18 protein-coding genes and 1 pseudogene are annotated in these 19,583 nt (G+C 73.6%); 9 read left to right on the forward strand and 10 right to left on the reverse strand.

Annotation, left to right across the window (positions count from 1 at the left end; all coding sequences use genetic code 11):
- Positions 1-16 precede the first annotated feature (16 nt).
- The 3 genes from V2S66_RS27290 to V2S66_RS27300 form a co-directional block, all read right to left on the reverse strand.
- Positions 17-394, reverse strand: coding sequence for a DUF202 domain-containing protein (locus V2S66_RS27290; RefSeq protein ID WP_330799366.1), 378 nt, complete (start codon positions 392-394; stop codon positions 17-19).
- The gene (locus V2S66_RS27295) at positions 394-798 is read right to left on the reverse strand and encodes a YidH family protein (RefSeq protein ID WP_330799392.1); all 405 of its coding nucleotides are present in this window, start codon (positions 796-798) and stop codon (positions 394-396) included. The genes V2S66_RS27290 and V2S66_RS27295 overlap by 1 nt, the downstream gene beginning before the upstream one ends.
- A 136-nt stretch (positions 799-934) precedes the next feature.
- Positions 935-2,209, reverse strand: a complete 1,275-nt coding sequence (locus V2S66_RS27300) for an MFS transporter (protein ID WP_330799367.1) — start codon at positions 2,207-2,209, stop codon at positions 935-937.
- A 91-nt stretch (positions 2,210-2,300) separates the two neighbouring features.
- Between V2S66_RS27300 and V2S66_RS27305 the strand changes: the two genes are divergently transcribed.
- Together V2S66_RS27305 and V2S66_RS27310 are read left to right on the forward strand one after the other, a co-directional pair.
- Positions 2,301-3,284: an ArsR/SmtB family transcription factor gene (locus V2S66_RS27305; protein ID WP_330799368.1), complete on the forward strand. Its 984-nt coding sequence runs from the start codon at positions 2,301-2,303 to the stop codon at positions 3,282-3,284.
- Positions 3,285-3,334: 50 nt separating this feature from the next.
- Positions 3,335-3,895 carry an NUDIX hydrolase gene (locus V2S66_RS27310; RefSeq protein ID WP_330799393.1) on the forward strand — a complete coding sequence of 187 codons (561 nt, stop codon included), beginning with the start codon at positions 3,335-3,337 and terminating at the stop codon, positions 3,893-3,895.
- A gap of 54 nt (positions 3,896-3,949) precedes the next feature.
- On the opposite strand, the gene V2S66_RS27315 is transcribed toward V2S66_RS27310, so the two are convergent.
- Complete coding sequence (locus V2S66_RS27315; protein ID WP_330799369.1) at positions 3,950-4,876, reverse strand: LysR family transcriptional regulator; 927 nt, start codon at positions 4,874-4,876, stop codon at positions 3,950-3,952.
- A gap of 139 nt (positions 4,877-5,015) precedes the next feature.
- On the opposite strand from V2S66_RS27315, the gene V2S66_RS27320 reads away from it, so the two are divergent.
- The 3 genes from V2S66_RS27320 (at position 5,016) to V2S66_RS27330 (ending at position 8,919) form a co-directional block, all read left to right on the forward strand.
- Positions 5,016-6,086 carry an NADP-dependent oxidoreductase gene (locus V2S66_RS27320; protein ID WP_330799394.1) on the forward strand — a complete coding sequence of 357 codons (1,071 nt, stop codon included), beginning with the start codon at positions 5,016-5,018 and terminating at the stop codon, positions 6,084-6,086.
- 102 nt (positions 6,087-6,188) lie between these two features.
- A complete protein-coding gene (locus V2S66_RS27325) occupies positions 6,189-7,943 on the forward strand; it encodes an acyclic terpene utilization AtuA family protein (protein WP_413966494.1) in 1,755 nt (584 codons plus the stop codon).
- Positions 7,944-7,950: 7 nt separating this feature from the next.
- A complete protein-coding gene (locus V2S66_RS27330; protein ID WP_330799371.1) occupies positions 7,951-8,919 on the forward strand; it encodes a pirin family protein in 969 nt (322 codons plus the stop codon).
- A 766-nt stretch (positions 8,920-9,685) separates the two neighbouring features.
- Here the strand turns inward: V2S66_RS27330 and V2S66_RS27335 are convergent.
- The 4 genes and pseudogenes from V2S66_RS27335 to V2S66_RS27350 all read right to left on the reverse strand — a co-directional run.
- Positions 9,686-9,850: pseudogene (locus V2S66_RS27335) on the reverse strand (ATP-binding protein); the annotation flags it as partial.
- A gap of 29 nt (positions 9,851-9,879) precedes the next feature.
- The gene (locus V2S66_RS27340; RefSeq protein ID WP_330799372.1) at positions 9,880-10,548 is read right to left on the reverse strand and encodes a hypothetical protein; all 669 of its coding nucleotides are present in this window, start codon (positions 10,546-10,548) and stop codon (positions 9,880-9,882) included.
- Positions 10,549-10,599: 51 nt separating this feature from the next.
- Positions 10,600-10,968 (reverse strand): hypothetical protein, encoded by a 369-nt coding sequence (locus tag V2S66_RS27345; protein ID WP_330799373.1) that lies wholly within the window; start codon positions 10,966-10,968, stop codon positions 10,600-10,602.
- Between the two features lie 591 nt (positions 10,969-11,559).
- A complete protein-coding gene (locus tag V2S66_RS27350; protein WP_330799374.1) occupies positions 11,560-12,138 on the reverse strand; it encodes a TetR/AcrR family transcriptional regulator in 579 nt (192 codons plus the stop codon).
- A gap of 91 nt (positions 12,139-12,229) precedes the next feature.
- Between V2S66_RS27350 and V2S66_RS27355 the strand changes: the two genes are divergently transcribed.
- Positions 12,230-12,676 carry a DUF1772 domain-containing protein gene (locus V2S66_RS27355; protein ID WP_330799375.1) on the forward strand — a complete coding sequence of 149 codons (447 nt, stop codon included), beginning with the start codon at positions 12,230-12,232 and terminating at the stop codon, positions 12,674-12,676.
- 106 nt (positions 12,677-12,782) lie between these two features.
- Here V2S66_RS27355 and V2S66_RS27360 read toward each other — a convergent pair whose 3' ends face one another.
- On the reverse strand, positions 12,783-13,178 hold the full coding sequence (locus V2S66_RS27360) for a nuclear transport factor 2 family protein (RefSeq protein ID WP_330799376.1): 396 nt from the start codon (positions 13,176-13,178) through the stop codon (positions 12,783-12,785).
- 296 nt (positions 13,179-13,474) lie between these two features.
- Between V2S66_RS27360 and V2S66_RS27365 the strand changes: the two genes are divergently transcribed.
- From V2S66_RS27365 to V2S66_RS27375, 3 genes are read left to right on the forward strand one after another with little or no spacing between them, the layout of a single operon-like run.
- On the forward strand, positions 13,475-14,416 hold the full coding sequence (locus tag V2S66_RS27365; RefSeq protein ID WP_330799377.1) for an ABC transporter ATP-binding protein: 942 nt from the start codon (positions 13,475-13,477) through the stop codon (positions 14,414-14,416).
- Positions 14,413-15,789 (forward strand): ABC transporter permease, encoded by a 1,377-nt coding sequence (locus V2S66_RS27370; RefSeq protein WP_330799378.1) that lies wholly within the window; start codon positions 14,413-14,415, stop codon positions 15,787-15,789. The genes V2S66_RS27365 and V2S66_RS27370 overlap by 4 nt, the downstream gene beginning before the upstream one ends.
- Before the next feature lie 4 nt (positions 15,790-15,793).
- Entirely contained in the window at positions 15,794-18,544 is a 2,751-nt protein-coding gene (locus V2S66_RS27375; protein ID WP_330799379.1) for a bifunctional YncE family protein/alkaline phosphatase family protein, read from the forward strand.
- Between the two features lie 111 nt (positions 18,545-18,655).
- Here the strand turns inward: V2S66_RS27375 and V2S66_RS27380 are convergent, their stop codons facing one another.
- Entirely contained in the window at positions 18,656-19,582 is a 927-nt protein-coding gene (locus V2S66_RS27380) for a M56 family metallopeptidase (protein ID WP_330799380.1), read from the reverse strand.
- Position 19,583: the final 1 nt, after the last annotated feature.

Genomic DNA, 19,583 nt, shown 5'->3' on the forward strand with positions numbered 1-19,583 from the left:
CGGTGCGGTGCCCGTGCTAGAGGATCAGGGCGGCGCCGCACGCGGCGAGTGCGAGGGTGCAGGTGAGGACGGCGAGCGCGGCTCGCCGGCTCAGGCGCGCCGGCTGCGGGCTCCGGCCGAGGCGCTGGATGCGCAGGTGCGCGAGGGCCAGGAAGGCGAGGAAGACGGCGGCGAGGACGCAGACCGCGGTGACCGGGAGCGCCGCCCCGCCGCCGGGGCGGCGCAGCGCCTGGCGGACGCCGAGCACGGCGACGACCGCCCAGGACAGGGTGGTGCGCCGCCACGCCAGCCGGGTGCGTTCCGGCTGCAGCCCCGGGTCGCGGTCGGTCTCGACCGCGACCCACCGGCCCGACCCGGTACGCGCGCCGCCCTCGCCCGCCGGGGCCGCGTCCATCAGCCGGCCCAGCCGAAGAGCACCACGGCCACCATGGCGACCGCGATCACCGCGACGAGGATCGCGAGGGAGGCGGGGAAGCGCGACTGGGGCAGATCGGTGCCGCGGCGCATCGCCCGCTCGCAGCGCACCCAGTGGTTGACCGCGCGCAGCGTGCAGGCGACGCCGCCGGCGAGCAGCGCGAGGGACAGCGCGACCCGGACCCAGTGCGTGAGGTGGTGGGTGAGGAACTGGTCGACCGCGAAGCCGCCGCCGATCAGCGCGAGGGCGGTACGGATCCAGGCCAGGAACGTGCGCTCGTTCGCGAGCGAGAAGCGGTAGTCGGGCGTGGCGCCCTCCGCCTCCACCCGGCTGGGCGCGAACCACAGCCGTACCGCCTCACGGGCGCCGCGCAGCCGGCCGATGTCGCTCACCCGACCACACTAACCAGCCACCTCCCACTTCACCCGGCGGGCCCGGTCGCCAGGGGAGTGGGGCCGCCGTGCGAGGGCCGGGCGGTGGTAGGCGGTCCGGCACCCCCGTGAGCGCCGGACCGCCCGCTCAGGGGCGGCGCACCGCACGCAGCGCCGGGCGCAGCAGCAGCGCGCCGAGCGCACCGCACAGCCCCACGGCGACGACCGTCCACCACAGGGCGGCCGGGCCGCCGGTCGCGTAGAGGGCGGGGCCGAAGGCGAGGGCCAGGAAGCGGGCCGCGCCGCGCGCCCAGTTGAGGGCCGCCTGGTAGCGGGCACGGGCGTGGTCGGGGGCCAGGTCGGCCACGACCGACGTGGCGATGCCGCCCGCGCACACCTCGCCCGCGCTCCACACCACCACCGTCGCCACGAAGCCGCCGGTGGTGTGCGCCGTCCCGGTCAGCCCGACGCCCGCGGCGACCAGCACGGACGCCGCCGCCCACACCCGCATCCGGTCGAAGCGCAGCACCCACGTGTTGGCGAACGGCTGCAGGGCCACCACGAGCGCCGCGTTGACCACCGCCACCAGCCCGTACACGCTCGCCGGCAGCCCGTGGTCGCGGATGGCCATCGGCACCGTGAACTCGGTCTGCGCGTACACGCATTCGCCGGCGACGGACACCGTCACGAAGGCCAGCAGCAGCCGGTCGCGCAGCACCACGCCGTAACCCCCGCCGGGCGCCGCGGACTTCGCCGGGCGGACCGGGTCGCGCGGCAGCGCCACCGCCGCGACCGCCGCGAAGCCCAGGCAGGTCACCGCGTCCACCGCGAACAGCAGCCAGAACCCGCGGTCCACCAGGAAGCCGCCGAGCGCGCCCGCGGTGGCCGCGCCGAGGTTGATCGCCCAGTGGTAGAGCCCGAAGGCGGCCTGGCGGCGGGACGGTCCCGCCGAGTCGACGATGACCGCCGCGACCCCCGGAGCGTGCAGGCTGCTCGCCGCGCCGACCAGCGCGGCGGCGACCGCGAGCGTCGCCAGGCCCGGTGAGCAGAACAGCAGCGCCTGGCTGACCGGCGTGGCGACCATGCCGGTGAGGATGGCAGGACGCCGCCCCAGCCGGTCCGCGAACCAGCCGCCGAGCACCGGCCCGGCCAGTCCGCCGGCGCCGAGCGCGCCGAGGACGTACGGGGTCTGCCCGGTGGTGACGCCGCGTGAGCCGAGGTAGAAGACCAGGAACGGCACCACCATCGTGCCCACCCGGTTGATGACCGTGCCGGCGAAGACCACCCAGAACGGTCCCGGCAGCCCGCCGAAGTGCCCGGCCACGGCGGCGCGCACCCGGCCGGGCCGCGCCCGGGGCGCCTCGGGCGGTGCGCCGCCCGGGCGGCTCGGCGGCTGCGGGGGTTGCAGGACGGGAGTGGTCATGAAGGAATGGTGCGGCGGCCCCCTGGGTTGACGGCATTGATTAAGGCATGGCTGAATCCGGCGAACGGCAGCCGGCGACGGGGGAGTCGACATGGCGGGGAACGTCCGGTTCGCCTTCTCGGCGAGTGACATGGCGCGGACCCGCTTCGCGGTATCGCCGCTGTGGGAGGTGGTCGCGAGCGTCCGGGCCTTCCAGAACGCGGGGCCGCACTCGGTGCACCGCCGCTGGCGGGACGAGGTCGCGCCGCGGCTGGCCGCCGCCGGCCTGGACCGCTGCCTGCTCCTCGACCTGGTGCCGCCCGCCGGCTACACCCCGGACTTCATCACCCCGCCGCCCGCGACCGGGCCGGGCGCCGGTCTGCCCGCGGAACTGCGCGAGGTCGCCGCCACACCGGCGCCGGAGGTCAGGCGGGAGCTGGACGCGTACGGGCTGCGCACCGCGCGGATCGAGGCGATGGACGCCGATCCGGCCGACGGCCTGGCCCGGCTCACCGCCGAGATCCGCACGTACTGGGAGCTGGCCCTGGCCCCCTACTGGCCACGGGTGCAGGCGGTGCTGGAGGCCGACGTCTTCCACCAGGCCAGGCGGCTCGCGGCGGACGGCGCGGAGGCGGTGCTCGGCGACCTGCACCCGACCGTGCGGTGGGGCGCGGGGGTGCTCACCGTGGACAAGAAGCACTGCCCGCCCGGCGTCGACCTCGGCGGCCGGGGCATGGTCCTGGTGCCCTCGGTCTTCGCCTGGTCCGGTGTGGCCACCACCACCGCGGCGCCTTCGGTCAAGCAACTGTTCTACCCCAGCCGCGGCTGGGGTTCGGTCTGGCACGACGAGCGCGCACCGGTCCCCGCCGCGGTCGCCGCGGTGCTCGGCCGCACCCGCGCGCTGCTGCTCGCCGAGCTGGCCGCGCCCGCCTCCACCAGCGAACTCGCCGACCGCACCGGCCTGTCGGCCGGCGGCGTCAGCCAGCACCTGACCGCGTTGCGGGACGCCGGGATAGTCTCGGCGCACCGGGTGGGCCGCTCGGTGCTGTACATGCGGACCGCCGTCGCCGAGTCCCTGCTCGCAGGAAGTGCCTGAACGTGCCGCAGCCAGCTCCCCGTCCGCAGCCCGACCCCCACCCGCGTGCGCTGCACGCCGAGCCGCCCGGCGAGCAGCCGGACACGCAGCCGGACACGCCGCTGTCCGCGGACGAGATCCTCGACATCGTGGACGAACACGACCGGGTGGTCGGCCAGGCGCCGCGCGCCGAGGCGTACGCCCGAGGGCTGCGCCACCGCACCTCGTTCGTGCTGGCCCGCGACGGGCAGGGCCGGATCTTCGTGCACCGGCGCACCGCCCGCAAGCTCGTCTTCCCCTCCCTGTACGACATGTTCGTCGGCGGCGTGGTCGGCGCGGGCGAGAGCTACGACCAGGCGGCGCTGCGCGAGGCCGAGGAGGAGCTGGGCGTCAGCGGACTGCCGCAGCCCGAGCCGCTGTTCACCTTCCTCTACGAGAACGGCTCGCACCGCTGGTGGTCCGCCGTCTACCAGGTCAGGTGCGAACTGCCGGTCGCCCCGCAGCAGGAGGAGGTCGCCTGGCACGCCTTCCTGCCGGAGGAGGAGCTGGCCGCGCGGCTGACCCAGTGGGAATGGGTGCCGGACGGCCTCGACGCGTACCGGCGGCTGCTCGCCTGGCGCGAGGGCCGCTGAGCCGTTCGCCCGTCGAGCTGCCCACGCCTCGGGGCTCGTTCCGGCCGTCGTTGATCAGCCCGTCGCCGACTCACGCGCCGGACCGGCGGGTTGCGCGGCCGCGGGCAGCAACGAGGGCGCGGTGGAGCGCAGTTCGCGGATGAGCGCGCGGACCGCGAGAGTGTGCGCCAGCTCCGGTGTGGTGACGTAGCCGACCTTGCGGGTCGGGCGGCGCGGGCCGAGGTCGGCCACCGCGACGGCGGCCGGGGCGTCGAGCAGCGCGAGCCCCGGCATGACGGCCATGCCGAGCCCGCGCGCGACCATCGACAGCACCACGCTGTCGTCCCCCGCGTCCACCGTCGCCCGCGGAATCCAGTCCTGCTCCGCCCACCAGCGGCGGGTGTATGACGAGCAGTTCTCCGTCCAGTCGACCAGCGGCAGGGCGCGCGGATCGGCCGCGCCCACCGGGTGCACCAGGGCGTACGGCTCCTCCAGCAGCACCCCGCTGACCAGTCCGGCCGGCACCGGCGCCGAACCGTCGAGCGTCGCGACGGCCAGATCGGCCCGTCCGTCGGCCACCTCGCCGGGGGCGCCCCGGCCGACGTCCGGCACGATCCGCACCTCGGGCGCCAGCAGCGGATGGCGCGCGGTGAGCCGGGCCAGCGCTGCGGGCAGCACCTGCGCGGCCGCGCTGCGGAAGGCGACGATCCGCAGCGTCCCCGACGCCTCACCGGTGGCCGCGCCCCGCGCCTCGTCGCCGAGTCCGGCCAGCAGCCGCAGCACGCGCCGCGCCTGGGCGGCCGCCGCCTCGCCGGCCGCGGTGGGCCGCGCCCCGTACCGGCCGCGGTCGAAGAGCACCACGCCGAGCTTGCGCTCGCAGGAGCGGACCGCGTGCGAGACCGCCGACTGGGTCCCGCCCAGCTCCCGCGCCGCGCCGGTGAAGCTGCGCGCCCGCTCCACGGCGACGAGGACGCGCAGTTCGTGCACGGCGAGTTCGCTCATGGCCGCCACCCTAGTGCGGTGACCGCACCATCCATCGACGCCGCTCATGGAAGTGCCCGGTCCATCACCGCCGACCCCTGCACCGCGCGGGCCGCCCGCTCCTAGGGTGACGCCCATGACCAGCGACAACGCCGCCTCCCTGAGCGTCCCGCACACCGCCCCCCTGATCTCCCCGCACGCCGCTCCCGCGGTGCGCGCCGCGGCCCGCGCCGTCACCGTGCAGCAGGTCGCCCGCCCGGCCGGCCTGCCGGTCCCCACCGACTTCGCGTTCACCGAGCACGCCGTGCCGGCCCCCGGGCCCGGCGCCGCGCTCGTGGAGAACATCTACCTGTCCGTGGACCCGTACATGCGCGAGGCGATGGAGGAGGGCCACTGGGCGCTGAACGCGCCGCTGGAGGGCCGCGCCGTCGGCCGGGTCACCGCCAGCCGCACCCCCGGCCTGCGCCCCGGCGACCTGGTCTTCCACCGCCACGGCTGGCGCACCCACGCCCTGGTCGCCGCCGACGAGGCGCGGGTGCTGCCGCGCACCGACGGGGTGCCGCTGCGCACCCGGCTGGGCGTCCTCGGCGGCACCGGCCTGACCGCGTACGCCGGCCTGACCCGCGTCGCGCGGCCGGCCAGGGGCGAGACCTTCTTCGTGTCGTCGGCGGCCGGCGGCGTGGGCAGCGCCGCAGGGCAGTTCGCCCGCCTGCTCGGCGCCGGCCGGGTCCTCGGCAGCACCGGCTCGGCGGCCAAGGCCGCCCACCTGGTGCGCGACCTCGGGTTCGACGCGGTCTTCGACTACCACGCGGGGCCGTTCGCCGAGCAGTTGGCGGCGATCGCGCCGGACGGCGTCGACGTCGGCTTCGAGAACGTCGGCGGCGGCCAGCTCGAAGGGCTGATCGCGAACATGCGCGAGCACGGCCGTATCGCCTGGTGCGGGAGCGTCGCCCAGTACAACGACCCGGCGGACCCGCCGCCCGCCCCGCGCAACCTCTACGACCTGGTGCACCGCGCGGTCAGGCTGGAAGGGTTCCTGGTCCGCCACCACCGCGAACTCCAGGGCGAACTGGAGGAGTTCGCCGTCCCGGAGCTGCGCGCGGGCCGGATCGTGCCGGACGACACGGTGGCCGAGGGCATCGGCGCCGTCGTCGACGCGTTCATCGGGGTCTTGCGCGGCGCCAACACCGGCAAGATGATCGTGCAGGTCGGTGACCCAGAGGAGAAGTGACGGGAGAGTACGGTGACTTCACGCCACACGTCTCGGCAGGGGCCCCTGCGGATAGCCAACTGCTCCGGCTACTACGGCGACCGGCTGTCGGCGGCCCGCGAGATGGTCGAAGGCGGCCCGATCGACGTGCTCACCGGCGACTACCTCGCCGAACTGACCATGCTGCTGCTGTGGAAGGCCCGGCAGCGCGACCCCGACGGCGGCTACGCGGTCTCCTTCCTCGCCCAGATGCGGGACGTGCTCGGCAGCTGCCTGGACCGCGGCATCAAGATCGTGGTCAACGCGGGCGGCCTGAACCCGGCAGGACTGGCCGCCAAGCTCGGCGAACTCGCCGCGCTCGGCGGCCTGCGCCCGGTGATCGCCCACGTCGCGGGCGACGACCTGCTGGACCGGCTGCCCGAACTCCAGTCCCGTGGGCATGACTTCGCCCACCTGGCGACCGGCCGCCCGCTCGCCGGGTCCGGCGTCGAACCGGTCACCGCGAACGCCTACCTCGGCGGCTGGGGCATCACCCAGGCGCTGCGCTCCGGCGCCGACGTGGTCGTCTGCGGCCGGGTCACCGACGCCTCCCTCGTCGTCGGCCCGGCGGCCTGGGCCTTCGACTGGGCGATGGACGACTGGGACGCGCTGGCCGGCGCGGTCACCGCCGGGCACATCATCGAGTGCGGCACCCAGGCCACCGGCGGCAACTACTCCTTCTTCACCGAGATCGGCGACCCGGTCCACCCCGGCTTCCCGATCGCCGAACTGCACGCCGACGGCTCCAGCGTCATCACCAAGCACCCGGGCACCGCGGGCGCGGTCACCGTCGGCACCGTCACCGCCCAACTGCTGTACGAGATCGGCCACCCCGCCTACCCCAACGCCGACGTGGTGGCCCGCTTCGACACGGTGCGGCTCGCCCAGCAGGGCCCCGACCGGGTCTCCGTCGGCCCGGTCACCGGCGAAGCCGCGCCCGCGCACCTGAAGGTGTGCCTCAACCACATCGGCGGCCACCGCAACTCCGCCACCTTCGTGCTCACCGGCCTGGACCTCGACGCCAAGGCCGACTTCGCCGAGGCCACGCTGCGCGACGCCACCGGCGGCCCGGCCGCCTTCGACACCTACGACCTGCGGCGCGAGCACGGCGGCGAGGCCGACCGGCTCACCGTCACCGTCAAGGACCGCGACCCGGGCAAGGCCGGGCGCGGCTTCTTCACCGCCGTGGCGGGCACCGCGCTCGCCGGCTACCCCGGCCTCCACCTGGAGCACGCCTCGCCGAAGGCCACCGAGTACGGCGTCTACTGGCCCGCGCTGATCGACGCCGCCGAGGTCACCGCCGAGACCGTTCTCGCCGACGGCAGCCGCCTCCCCGTGCCGCGGCCGCCCTCCGCGGCCGGCCGGCCCCGACCCGCGCGCGCCGACGCCGTACCGCCGGTCGTGGTGCCGCCGGCCGGCGCCGCCGAGCCGCAGTCCCGCCCGGAGCGCGCCGAGCCGGTCGCGGCGGCCTGGGGCAGGACCGTACGGCTGCCGCTCGGCACCCTGATCGGCGCACGCTCCGGGGACAAGGGCGGCGACGCGAACGTCGGGCTGTGGGCCCGCGACGACCCGGCCTGGGAGTGGCTGCGCGACTGGCTCGACGTGCCGCGGCTGCGCGCGCTGCTGCCGGAGACCGCGAGGCTCCCGGTCAGCCGGTACGTACTGGCGAACCTGCGGGCGGTCAACTTCGTCGTCCACGGCCTGCTCGGGGACGGCGTCGCCGCGTCCACCAGCGCCGACCCGCAGGCCAAGGCGCTCGGCGAGCGACTGCGCGGCTGCCTCGCCGACATCCCCGAGAAGCTCGTGGACCGCTCGTCCGCGGCGTTCCCCGGTGCATGATCGGAGCATGAGCAATCTCGACGTGAAACCGGCGGCCACCGTGTGCGGCGGGCGCGAGGACGTGTCCGCCGCGCCGGTCCGCGAACTGCTCACGGCCCGCACCGTGCCGCTGGGCGAGTCCACCGTGGTGCGCCGTCTGCTGCCCAACCTCGGCCGCCGCATGGTCGGGGCCTGGTGCTTCGTCGACCACTACGGCCCCGACGACATCGCCCGCGAACCCGGCATGCAGGTGCCGCCGCACCCCCACATGGGACTGCAGACGGTCAGCTGGCTGCACGAGGGCGAGGTGCTGCACCGCGACAGCCTCGGCAGCAAGCAGACCGTGCGGCCCCGTGAACTGGGCCTGATGACCTCGGGCCGCGGGATCTCGCACTCCGAGGAGTCCCCCCGCGACCACGCCCCCTACCTGCACGGCGCCCAGCTGTGGGTCGCGCTGCCCGACGCCCACCGCGACATCGCGCCCGCCTTCGAGCACCACGCCCAGCTCCCGGAGGTGACCGGCGGCAACGGCCTGCACGCCACCGTCCTGCTCGGCGAGGTCGACGGCGCCCGCTCGCCCGGCACCGTCCACACCCCGATCGTCGGAGCCGACATCCGCCTCGCCTCCGGCGCCTCGGCCCGGCTGCCGCTGGAACGCGACTTCGAGTACGCGGTGCTGGCCATGTCCGGCGAGACCGAGGTCGACGGCGTCCGGGTCGGCCCGGGGTCGATGCTCTACCTGGGCAGCGGCCGCACCAGCCTGCCGCTGGGCGCCGACGACGAGAGCGCGGTGATGCTGCTGGGCGGCGAGCCGTTCGAGGAGCAGATCCTCATGTGGTGGAACTTCGTCGGCCGATCTGCCGAGGAGATCACCGAGGCCCGCGACGCCTGGACGTCGTCCGGCCGCTTCGGCGAGGTCCACGGCTACGCGGGCCCCCGCCTCCCCGCCCCGGCGCTGCCCGCCACCCCCTTGAAGCCGCGGGGGCGTGAGCGCTGAGCCGTACTCCGCTGTCGTGCGTCGGCCCTTCCCGTCGGCTTGCCGAGGCGGCGCGCGCCACCGGAATCCGATCTTCCGGCGGCGCGCGTTCGGGTCCGTCGAGAGCTCTGCGCACTCGATGCGGAAGCATGGAGGGGACGGAGCGGGAGGTCCGGTAGTGGCCGGCCGTGGCGTAGCGCACTCGCCGGGCGGCGTACCGGGCCTGCGCCCACAGGTGCTCGGCGCGGGCGGCGTCGTGCAGCCGACTCACCCTCGCGGCCTTGGCATGATCAACAGCGTCTGGACAGCGCGCATGATCACACCGAGGCTGCACCACTGTCGCACCAGCCCCCGCAGGTCAGCGGGCGATGGAGTTCTCCTCCGGGGCACACGGCGAGACGGTCATCCGTCTCTCCCCCCGGTGCCGGCGCGATGCCCGTTCGACGCGGCCGCCGTCACCCCGGTTCCACGGCCCTCCGGGGTGCGGATCGCCGGGCGGGAACCCGGAGGTTGACAACCCCGGTGCCACCCCCGGACAGCCGGCGGATCGCGGCTGCACTGCGCGTCAGCGGGCGGTCCGGCCGACCCCCCGCGCCCTCGCTTGGGCATGGAGATCATGCGAGCCGCCCAGGTCTCCAGCGGCTCCCTCTACCCCGCCCCGGCCCCGGCCCGCCTTGAGCGCGCCGGCTGGGTCGTCGGCGAGAGCGAGACCATCGACCCCGAGGTCGTGGCGGCAATCGGCTGGGCCCGCCGAGGCGCAGATCTCGTGAACGCCCGGGCCCTTCAGCGCATCGGTCTCGAACAACTCCCGCTCGGTCGGGTGGAGCGGGCGTTGCGTGATGAAGCTGCCGCCGACCACCTTTCACAGGCCGGCCCTTGGTCAGGGCGGAGACGGCCTGGTTCTGACACCGGTCGGGCCGGTGAGGGAGGCTGCGGCGGCGAGTTGATCGGGCACCAGAGATTCGACGGGCCCTCGGCCGCTCAGGCCCAACGAGTCAGGTCGAAGAGGGCGTCGCAGAACGGGTCGTCGGTCCCGGTGCTGCGATGGGCGGCGAGGGTCGCTTCGTCCCGCAGGATCGCGACGATTTTGGTCGACGCCCACCAGCCGGGGCTCCGCGGGCCGGTCGCCTTGCGGTTCTGTGCCGCCAGGTCGAGGCCGATCACCCGGCCCGCATGGTGCACGTAGACGCGGACGACTTTCTCGTCGATCTGCTGGAATCCGGCAAGCGTGTAGACGTCCGGTTCGATCGATCCCGCGGCGTCATGCCAGAGGGGATCACCGGCGAGATCGCCCACAATGAAGTCCACCGCTTCGTCTTCGGTGGTCGCGATCTCCGCACCGATGACGCCTTGCGCTATCAGCGCATCACCTTTCACTGGTTCGGTCCCAGGATTTTCCATGCGGCCGGACTGCACGGCGTCCGCCAATTCTCGGAGGGCGCTCACATACCACATGGGCGCATATCGGTCGGATCGGTCCGGACGCCAGATCGGGAGGTCGACGGTGATGTTCCCCTGGCCGTGCAACATGACGCGCACATGCGACTCCGGGGCCGGCAGCACGCCCCGTACCCTTAACCGGCTGGGCGGGATCGGCGCCGCCACGAAGCGGCGAAGCGCCAGCAGGACCCGAGTTGAATGAGCGTTCATCACCTCAGTGTTCCACGCCCCCTGCCCGCCGGCGCCCGTCGTGCCCCTCGGTCAGCCGTTGATCCAGTAGGGGCAGTACGTCATGCCCTGGCAGTACGAGGTGATGGTTCCGATGACCTTGCCGTCGGGCGCCTCGGCGCCGTTGGGGCCCACGTGCCCGAACTCCGCCACCGTGGTGATCTTGATTTCCGGCTCCCCGTCGATGAGGGCGACGCCGTAGTACTCGGCGCGGGTGGAACTCGTCCACTTGTCCGGAGTTCCGTGGTACGGCGCCGTCATGGGCGCCTCGGCGCACATGCTGTGGTCGTTGCACGCGTGGACGAAGCCGAAGTCGTCGGTCCCGTGCCTGGTCGGGATGGTGCGCCCGTCCCAGTCCTTGGTAGTCCAGTCGATCTTGTACCACGGCTGGGGAGGGTCCATCGGTATGGCGGCCGACGCCGTTTCGTCCGGCAGTGGAATCCCGAACGCGCGGGCCTTCTGTGCGCCGTATTCGCGCACGAAATCGTCATTCGAAAGGTACTGGACCGTGTGTGTCGCCGCGACTGTTCGCGACGTCCCGGCCGGTGTTGCCTCTCGGGCGTGGGCGCTCGGCGCGAGCAGCGCCGAACCTGCCAGTAACGCCCCGGTGAGCACACTCATCTTCTTTGCTGTCGCCGCTTGCAATGCCGTGCCTTTCCCTTGGTCGTGCCACTTTCGCATTGACGGAGGATGGCTTGGAGCAATTGAACCCTTGTTCATCGTGCGGAGAATCGCAAGCGGGTATGTGGAATTATGGATACCGGAATTATCCAGTCCGCAGCTAGTCAAGCCGATGGTAAATTCAAGCCCATGGACTTTTTGCCTTCCCATGGGGCTTGGGATGTGGGCATGGGGCGCCGGCGCTCGTTCCCGGGGGGCTCGACCGCCTGCTGACCGCGGCGACGCGGGCTCCGTGGAGGGAACTGCCACCGGGGGGATGTGGATGTCGCGTCCTTGCCCGCGTCCGTCCCCCGGGCCCGCCGGGATGACGTGTCAGACGACGGTGAGCCGGTCCACCAGCAGGCGCGTCCTGCGCTCGGTGTGCTCCGGCGGCAGCCGTCCCGCGCGGGTCAGGGTGGCCAGCCCGTGCAGCGCCGCCCAGAACGTCTCGGTGAACAGTCCCGGGTCGACGCCGTCCCCCGCGACCTCGCCGAGGCACTCCAGCAGCGCGGCGAAGGCGTCCTTGAGAGGTTCAGGGGTGTCCTCCTGCGCGTACGGGAGGCCGCCGTCGAGCTGGAAGATGGCGTCGTAGACCGCCGGGTTGCGTGCGGCGAAGTCGAGGTAGGCGCGGGCGAGGGCGTACGCCCGCCCGTGCGGGCCCTTCGCGGCGGCGGTCGCCGTGCGCACCGCCGCGGCCAGCTCGGCGGCGCCCTCCAGGGCGATGGCGCCGATGATCTCCCGTTTGCCGCGGAAGTGGCTGTAGAGGACCGGCTGGCTGTATTCGATGCGCTCGGCGAGCCGGCGGGTGGTGACCGCGTCCCAGCCCTGCTGCTCGGCGAGTTCGCGGGCCGTCGCCACGATGAGGCGCTCGCGCTCGGCCCGTTCGCGCTCCTTGCGTTCCTGTACCGACATGGTTCGATCCTAGCATCGCTAGACAATCAAGCGGCAGCAGTATTAGCGTTGACCCATCACCTAGCGATGCTAGCTACCAAGAGGGGTCGTCATGCTCAGCGCACTCGAGGTCGTCACCACCGTGGTCGTCGGCCTGATGGTGGGGGTGGAGTTCTCCGTCGCCTTCGTCATGAACCCGATCCTCAACGCCCTCCCGGAGGACAGCGCCCAGCTCGGCCACGCCCACGGGGGCCGGATGCTCGGCGCCGTGATGCCGTTCTGGTACATCGGCTCACTCGCCCTCGTCGCGGTCTGGGCCGTCGCCGGACGGCACCACCACGGCGCCGGCCTCGTCGTCACCGCGGGCGCGCTGCTGCTTCTCAGCGTGGTCATGTCGATCCTGCTGCTGGTCCCGATCAACAACCGGAACAAGACGTGGACCCCCGAGAACCGGCCCCAGGACTGGAAGGAGCAGATGAATCGCTGGAACCGCTTCCACTACGTCCGCGTCGCCGACATCGTCGCCGCCTTCGCCCTGCTGGTCGCCGCCCTCGCCTGAGCCCCGGGCCGACGCCGCACGGGTAACGGGCTGACGCCGCGCCGGTAGCGCGCCGGTACCGGCTACGTCCCCCGACGCGCTCCGGGCGAGGGGATCCCCCGTGGCGTCAAAGGCCGAGGTCGGCAGCCGGACCGGCATGGGCGGCGAGGACGCGCCAGACGCCGTCGGCGTGCACCCAGGTGCGCGTGTAGCGGAGGCGTGCCGCGAACGGCTGCCCTGCGGCGGTGCCCTGAAGGGCGAGCAGCGGACGGGTGATCCCGGTCGAGCCCGCCACGGTCACGTGCAGGTCCTCCTGGTCGAGCACGTCGACGACGAGGGTCCGCGACCGATGCGCTTCCAAGTCCTCGTGCTTCGTCTGGGAGCGGCCGTCGGGTCCTGTGTAGACGACCCGGTCGTCCAGGAGCAGGTCCAGCGCCGCGACGTCACCCGCGCGCATCGCGGTCTGCAACGCGCGCTCGGCCTCGTACAGGCCGGCTTCCAGTGCCGCTTGCCCGGTCTCCACCCTCGTCCTCCCGCCCCGTCGCGGCCACTGGGCCACTCGGCCGGTCGGCCGGTCGGCCGGTCGGCCGGTCGGCCGGTCGGCCGGTCGGCCGGTCGGCCGACGGCCCGTCCGCCATGAGGCTACCGCGCCGTCGACACCGCCCGTCCACAGCTGACGCGACGTCATATCACTTCTCCGGCCGGGGCATCCATGCAGCGGGATCCCGTCGTCTGCCGTTCTCCCAGCGTTCAACCGAGGGCGCACGCTGCCGCCTACTGCCGTCCCTACATTCCCTGAGGGCTGGGAAAGGAGGGGCTGTGGAGACACCGCTCGCGGTCAGAGCGCGGGGGATCACGAAGTGCTTCGGCGAGGTCGTGGCTCTCGACGGCGTCGATCTGGACGTCGCGCAGGGGCAGGTGCACGGTCTGGTCGGACCGAACGGCGCCGGCAAGACGACCCTGCTGGGCCTGCTCCTGGGCCTGGCGGCCTCGGACGAAGGGCACTTGGAGATCCTGGGCGCCCCGGTCGGGCGGGCGCTCGCCGCCCCCGCCCGCGTCGCCGGGTTCGTCGACGGGCCCGGCCTCTACCCCTCGCTCACCGCCCGGCAGAACCTCGCCGCGCTGGCCGCGCTGCGCGGCGAGGACGCGCGGACGGCGGGCATCGACGAGGCGCTCGACCAGGTCGGCCTCAAGGACGTCGCCGCCGACCGGGTGCGCGGCTTCTCGCTCGGCATGCGCCAGCGGCTCGGACTGGCCGCCGCGCTGCTCCTCAGGCCGCGCCTGCTGGTGCTCGACGAGCCGTCCAACGGCCTGGACCCGGCCGGCAAGAGGCACGTCCACGGCGTCCTCACCCGGCTCGCCGCGCAGGGGACGAGCGTCGTGCTCTCCAGCCACCGCATGGACGACCTGGAGGCGCTGTGCTCCGAGGTCACCATCCTCGCGACCGGGCGGGTGGTCTTCTCCGGCCCGCTCGGCAAGCTGGCCGCCGAGAACCGTGAACTCGACTACCGGCTCCTCACCTCGGACCCGCTTGCCGCCCGCCGGCTTGCGGCCGACACCGCCGGGATCGGCGTCGTCGAGGACGCCGGGCAGTGGCGCGGCGCCGAAGTGCTCGTCGTGCGCGCCCAGGTGCCGGCGCTCGACGAACTGGTGGCGCGGATCGTCGGCGCGGGCGTCGCGGTGCGCGAGCTGGCACCGGTGACGTCGCCGCTCGAAGCCGCGTTCCTCGCCCTCACCGCACCACAGGAGGCAGGCCGATGACCGCCACCGCCACGTCGACCGGGACGGCCGCCGAGAGCGGCGCCGCCGGAACGCCCCGCGTCTCCGTGGCCCGCGGCTACCGTTTCGAACTGGTCAAGCTGGTCTCGCAGTGGCGGATCAGGCTGCTGGTGCTGGCCTGCTGGATCGTTCCGGCGCTCTTCGTCGCCGCGGTGAGCCGGCAGAGCACGCTCCCTTCCGACACCCTCTTCGGCCGGTGGATGCACGCCACCGGCTGGGCCGGGTCACTGGTGGTGCTCGGCTTCTCCGGCAGCTGGGCGCTGCCGCTGCTGACCTCGCTGGTCGCCGGTGACGTGTTCGCCTCGGAGGACAGGCTGGGGACCTGGCGCCACCTGCTGGTGGCGGTCGGATCGCACCGCCGGATCTTCGCGGCGAAGGCGCTGGCCAGCCTCACCGTCATCCTGCTGCTCGTCGCCGGGCTGGCGGCCTCCAGCGCGGCGGGCGGCCTGGTGTCGGTCGGCAACCACCCGCTGGTCGGCCTGGACGGCCATCTGCTGTCGCCGTCGGACACCGCGGGGAAGGTCCTGCTGGCCTGGGTCTGCGTGCTGGCGCCCACGCTGGCGCTCGCCGCCATCGGGCTGCTCGGCTCCGTCGTGCTCGGACGGTCCCCGATGGGACTGCTGCTGCCCGCGCTCGTCGCGCTCGCGGTGCAGCTCGCCCAGATGCTGCCGCTGCCCGTCGCGCTGCGGCTGGCGCTGCCCGGCTACGCCTTCATCTCCTGGAACGGCCTGTTCACCGGTCCGGTGCAGACCGAACCGCTGCTGATCGGCATCGCGGTCGGCCTCGTGTGGGCGGTGACCGCGACGGCGCTGGCCTATCTGCTCTTCCTGCGGCGGGACTTCACCCAACCGACCGACGACGGTTCCGGGCGGCGCGCGCTGACCACCGCGCTGCTCCCGCTGGCCGTGCTCCTCGCGGCCACGTTCGGGGCCGTCGCCGTGGCGACCCCGTCCACCGGGTCCGGCATCACCCGGGACAAGGTGCAGCGGTCGGTCGCCACCGCCTTCGCGCACCTGTACCGGATGCAGACCGGGCAGCTGAACCGCCCGGCTGTCACGGAGGCCCAGCTGCGGACCTCGGCGGCGTGCACCAAGAGCGACGGCCAGGACGCTCAGGAAGGGCCGGGCAACGACTGGCGCTGCGTCGTCTCGTGGCACCTGCCCGGCGTCCAGGTCACGGGGACGGCGATCTACCAGCTCGACCTCACCGCCGACGGGCGGTACGTGGCCGACGGCGACGGACCGAAGGAAGTCAACGGCTACTTCCTGGTGCACACCTCCGAAGGTGACGCGCCGAACCCACTGTGGCAGTTCGACGGCAACGTCGAACTGCTCCGCTCCTCCCCGAAGGGATGATTCCATGCAGGTCACACGGCAGCGTCGAAACACCGAGAGGGCGCAGATCCGGCTCTTCGGCCGACGCGTCGGCCGCCGGACGACTCTGGTGACGGCGTGCATCGCCGTCGCGCTCGGTGTCACGGGCACCGCTGTCGCCTCGACCCAGCAGTTCGGCACCCAGCAGGTCGGCCAGGTGACGCCCCAGGGCCAGGTCGTCGCGGACGACCAGTACATCGCCCCGTACGGCAGCCGCACGGTCATCAACGACGGCAAGATCATGTCGTCCGCGGTCAGCCCGGACGGGACCACCCTCGCGGCGGCCGTCACCGACGGCGACGCGGCGCTGGTCCTCATGGACCTCAAGACCGGCCAGGTCAAGCAGAAGATCGGCACGAACGCCGCCGACACCCTGCGGATCAAGAGCGCCGCCGTCGGCCAGGAGGGCCCGGCGTACTCGCCCGACGGCAGGCAGCTGTGGCTCGGCCAGAGCGACGGCTACACCAGGTTCACGGTGAACGCGGACGGCACCCTGGCCGACCCGGTGGCCGTGCCCATCCCGGCGGACGGCGCCAAGCAGGCCCTGGTGGGCGCGGCGGTGTTCTCCGCCGACGGCGCGACCGTGTACGGCGCGGTCAACGGCCAGAACCGGGTGGTCGCCATCGATGCGGCCACCGGCACGATCACGCGGAGCTGGGCGGTCGGCACCGCGCCCCGCGGCGCCGCCCTGGTCGGCGACAAGCTGTACGTCAGCAACGAGGGCGGCCGCCCGGCCAGGGCCGGCGACACCACGATCAACTCGTACGGCACCGACGTGCCCGCCAACGGCGCGACCGGCGCGTCCACCACCGGCACGGTCAGCGTCATCGACGTGGCGGACCCGTCGGCCGCGGTCGGCACCGTCACCGTCGGTCTGCACCCGACCGCGGTGTACGCGCACAAGGGCGTGGTGTTCGTCACCGACACCGCCGACAACAAGGTGTCCGTCATCGACACCCGCCGCGACCGGGTCGTGCAGACCATCGCCACCCAGCCGTGGCCGGAGGCGTCCGTCGGCTACGAGCCGGACGCGGTGACGGTCACCGACGACGGCCACCTGCTGGTGACGCTCGGCCGCGCCAACGCGGTCGCGGTCTACCGCTACTCCGGCGCGCAGGAGCCCGTCTCCTACGTCGGGCTGCTGCCGACGGACTACTTCCCCGCGGAGGTCACCACCGTGGGCGGGAACGTGATCGTCTCCAACACCCGCGGCATCGACGCCCGCCGTCCCACCACCGCCGCCGGCCACGGCACGCACGACACGACGTCGAGCCTCACGCAGTTCACGCTGCCGAGCGACAGGGCGATCAGGTCCGCCACCGCCCAGGTCTTCCAGCAGAACGGCTGGACCAACGGCGACGTCAAGCTCGCCGAGGGCCGCAGGGCGAAGGCCGTGCCGGTCCCCGCGCGCATCGGCGACCCCTCGACGATCAAGCACGTCTTCCTGCTCGTCAAGGAGAACCGGACCTACGACCAGGTCTTCGGCGACATGCCGCAGGGCGACGGCGACCCGGCCGTGACGCAGTTCGGCGAGAACGTGACGCCCAACCAGCACGCGCTGGCGGAGCAGTTCGGGCTGTACGACAACTTCTACGACGTCGGCACGAACTCCGCCGAGGGCCACAACTGGCTGATGCAGTCGGACAACCCGGAGTACACCGAGTCGTCGGCCGGTGAGTACACGCGCAGTTACGACACCGAGAACGACGTGCTCGGCCACCAGAAGACCGGCTTCATCTGGAGCGGCGCGCAGGCCGCGGGGAAGACCGTCAAGGACTTCGGCGAGTTCCAGTCGCTGGAGAGCAAGCCGGCCGGCGCGACCTGGCAGAACCTGTACTGCGACACCAAGACGATGCAGGCGACCGGCGCGCCGACCGCCTACCCGATCCAGACCGGTTCGGCGATCCCGTCGCTCAACAAGGTGTCGGTGCAGGGCTTCCCGCAGTTCGACACCAGCGTCCCGGACGTCTACAAGGAACAGATCTGGAAGCAGGACTTCGAGAAGAACGGTCCCGCGAACCTGAACATGTTCTGGTACTCCAACGACCACACCGGCGGCCCGGCCAACCCGGCCGCCCAGGTCGCGGACAACGACCTCGCGGTCGGCAGGATGGTCGACGAGATCACGCACAGCCCGTACTGGAAGGACTCGGCGATCTTCGTCGTCGAGGACGACTCCCAGGCGGGCCTCGACCACGTCGACGGCCACCGGGCGCCGATCCAGGTCATCAGCCCCTACGCGCAGCGCGGGGCGGTCGACAACCGCTACTACTCGCAGATCACCATGATGCGCACCATCGAGCAGATCCTCGGGATCCACCCGATGAACCAGAAGGACAGCGCGGCCACCCCCATGTACGGGGCGTTCACCGGGCACCCGGACTACACGCCGTTCACCGCGGTGCCCAACCGCACCTCGCTGACCCTCGGCCTGTCCACCCCGCCGCCCTGCGGCGTGGACACCCCCGCACCGCAGGACCCGACCGCCGCTCCCGCGCCGACGACGGTGTCGGTGCCGGCCGCCCTGAAGAAGGTCGCGGCGCAGTGGAAGACCTGGCAGTCGCAGCAGCGGCTGACCGGCGACAAGGCGGTGCCCGACTTCGCCAACCCCGAGCAGATGAACCGCTTCACGTGGTACGAGACCCACAACTGGGCCACCCCGTACCCCGGTGACCGCAGGATCTACGCCCCCGGTGACGTCCCGGGCGCCTACGTCCCCTCCTCCGACTCGGACTGACCCCCGCCGCACGCATCGTCCGAAGGCCCCCGCCGGTTCCCCGGCGGGGGCCTTCGCGGGGTGCGCCTCAGCCGCGGGCCGCGGCCGGTCGGCGGCGCCCGGCCGGTCGGCTCACCGCTGGTGCGTGGTGACCGCGGTGTGGAGGGGTGACGCGGCGTCGAACATCTGGTCCATGTCCTGGGCGGAGAGGGCCAGGCCCGCGCAGCAGACGACCATGAGGAGGGCGTGCGCGACCACCAGGCCGCGGGGCACCCGCGGCGGCGGGGCGAGCAGCGCCTGGACGCGCTGCGGCACCGGGCCGCCGGTGACGGCGAGCGCCGGGCCGGGGGCGTGCTTGCCGGCCAGCGCCGCGCGGGCGACGGCGCGGGCGACCAGTCTGCGGTCGGCGACCACGGCGGCGGCTTCCTCGTCGGCCCAGCGCTCCAGGGCGTAGGAGCCGGCCGAGGCGACCCGGCGCAGCAGCGGGTTGACCGCGGCCGTCACCTGGAGGAGCAGCAGGAAGACGTGGTGCCGGTGGCGCAGGTGGGCGCGTTCGTGGGCGAACAGGGCGCGGCGCTCGTCGGCGTCCAGCGCCTGCAGCATGCCGGAGGAGACCACGACGCGCCCGGGTGAGCCGGGCAGGGCGAAGGCGGTGGGGACGGCGTCGTCGATGACGGCGAGGTCGCCTGCGGCGACCAGTCCGCGACTCTCCCGCCGCGCCGCGAGCAGGACGCGCGCCTGCCGGCAGGCGCTCACCGTTCCGGCGACGAGGCACCCGGCCAGGGCGAGCCCGCCCACCGCGGCGATGGACGGGGCGACCGGGGTGTGGGCGGCGAGCACGCCGGGCGACCAGCGCCCGACGGCGGCGACCAGCGGAATCCGCCCGATCAGGGTGAGGGCGAGCATCGCCAGTGCGGCGGCGCAGCCGCCGGCGGCGACGACCGCGGCGACCGTCAGCAGCCACGACGCCAGCCGCGGCGGCAGCCGGCGGCCCGCCCAGGGCGCCGCGAGCGCGAGGACGCCGCTGACCGCGAACGGCGTGCAGAAGCTGATGGACACG

Source organism: Actinacidiphila polyblastidii (assembly GCF_036353415.1).
Taxonomy (GTDB): domain Bacteria; phylum Actinomycetota; class Actinomycetes; order Streptomycetales; family Streptomycetaceae; genus Actinacidiphila; species Actinacidiphila polyblastidii.

What these genes read in the sequence shown, in the direction of transcription:
- V2S66_RS27350 (WP_330799374.1), bottom strand. Translation starts at nt 12,138, where the DNA reads ATGTCGGTACAGGAACGCAAGGAGCGCGAACGGGCCGAGCGCGAGCGC.
- V2S66_RS27330 (WP_330799371.1), top strand. Translation starts at nt 7,951, where the DNA reads ATGAGCAATCTCGACGTGAAACCGGCGGCCACCGTGTGCGGCGGGCGC.
- V2S66_RS27315 (WP_330799369.1), bottom strand. Translation starts at nt 4,876, where the DNA reads ATGAGCGAACTCGCCGTGCACGAACTGCGCGTCCTCGTCGCCGTGGAG.
- V2S66_RS27370 (WP_330799378.1), top strand. Translation starts at nt 14,413, where the DNA reads ATGACCGCCACCGCCACGTCGACCGGGACGGCCGCCGAGAGCGGCGCC.
- V2S66_RS27355 (WP_330799375.1), top strand. Translation starts at nt 12,230, where the DNA reads ATGCTCAGCGCACTCGAGGTCGTCACCACCGTGGTCGTCGGCCTGATG.
- V2S66_RS27290 (WP_330799366.1), bottom strand. Translation starts at nt 394, where the DNA reads ATGGACGCGGCCCCGGCGGGCGAGGGCGGCGCGCGTACCGGGTCGGGC.
- V2S66_RS27325 (WP_413966494.1), top strand. Translation starts at nt 6,189, where the DNA reads ATGGTCGAAGGCGGCCCGATCGACGTGCTCACCGGCGACTACCTCGCC.
- V2S66_RS27375 (WP_330799379.1), top strand. Translation starts at nt 15,794, where the DNA reads ATGCAGGTCACACGGCAGCGTCGAAACACCGAGAGGGCGCAGATCCGG.
- V2S66_RS27340 (WP_330799372.1), bottom strand. Translation starts at nt 10,548, where the DNA reads ATGAACGCTCATTCAACTCGGGTCCTGCTGGCGCTTCGCCGCTTCGTG.
- V2S66_RS27300 (WP_330799367.1), bottom strand. Translation starts at nt 2,209, where the DNA reads ATGACCACTCCCGTCCTGCAACCCCCGCAGCCGCCGAGCCGCCCGGGC.
- V2S66_RS27305 (WP_330799368.1), top strand. Translation starts at nt 2,301, where the DNA reads ATGGCGGGGAACGTCCGGTTCGCCTTCTCGGCGAGTGACATGGCGCGG.
- V2S66_RS27345 (WP_330799373.1), bottom strand. Translation starts at nt 10,968, where the DNA reads ATGGACCCTCCCCAGCCGTGGTACAAGATCGACTGGACTACCAAGGAC.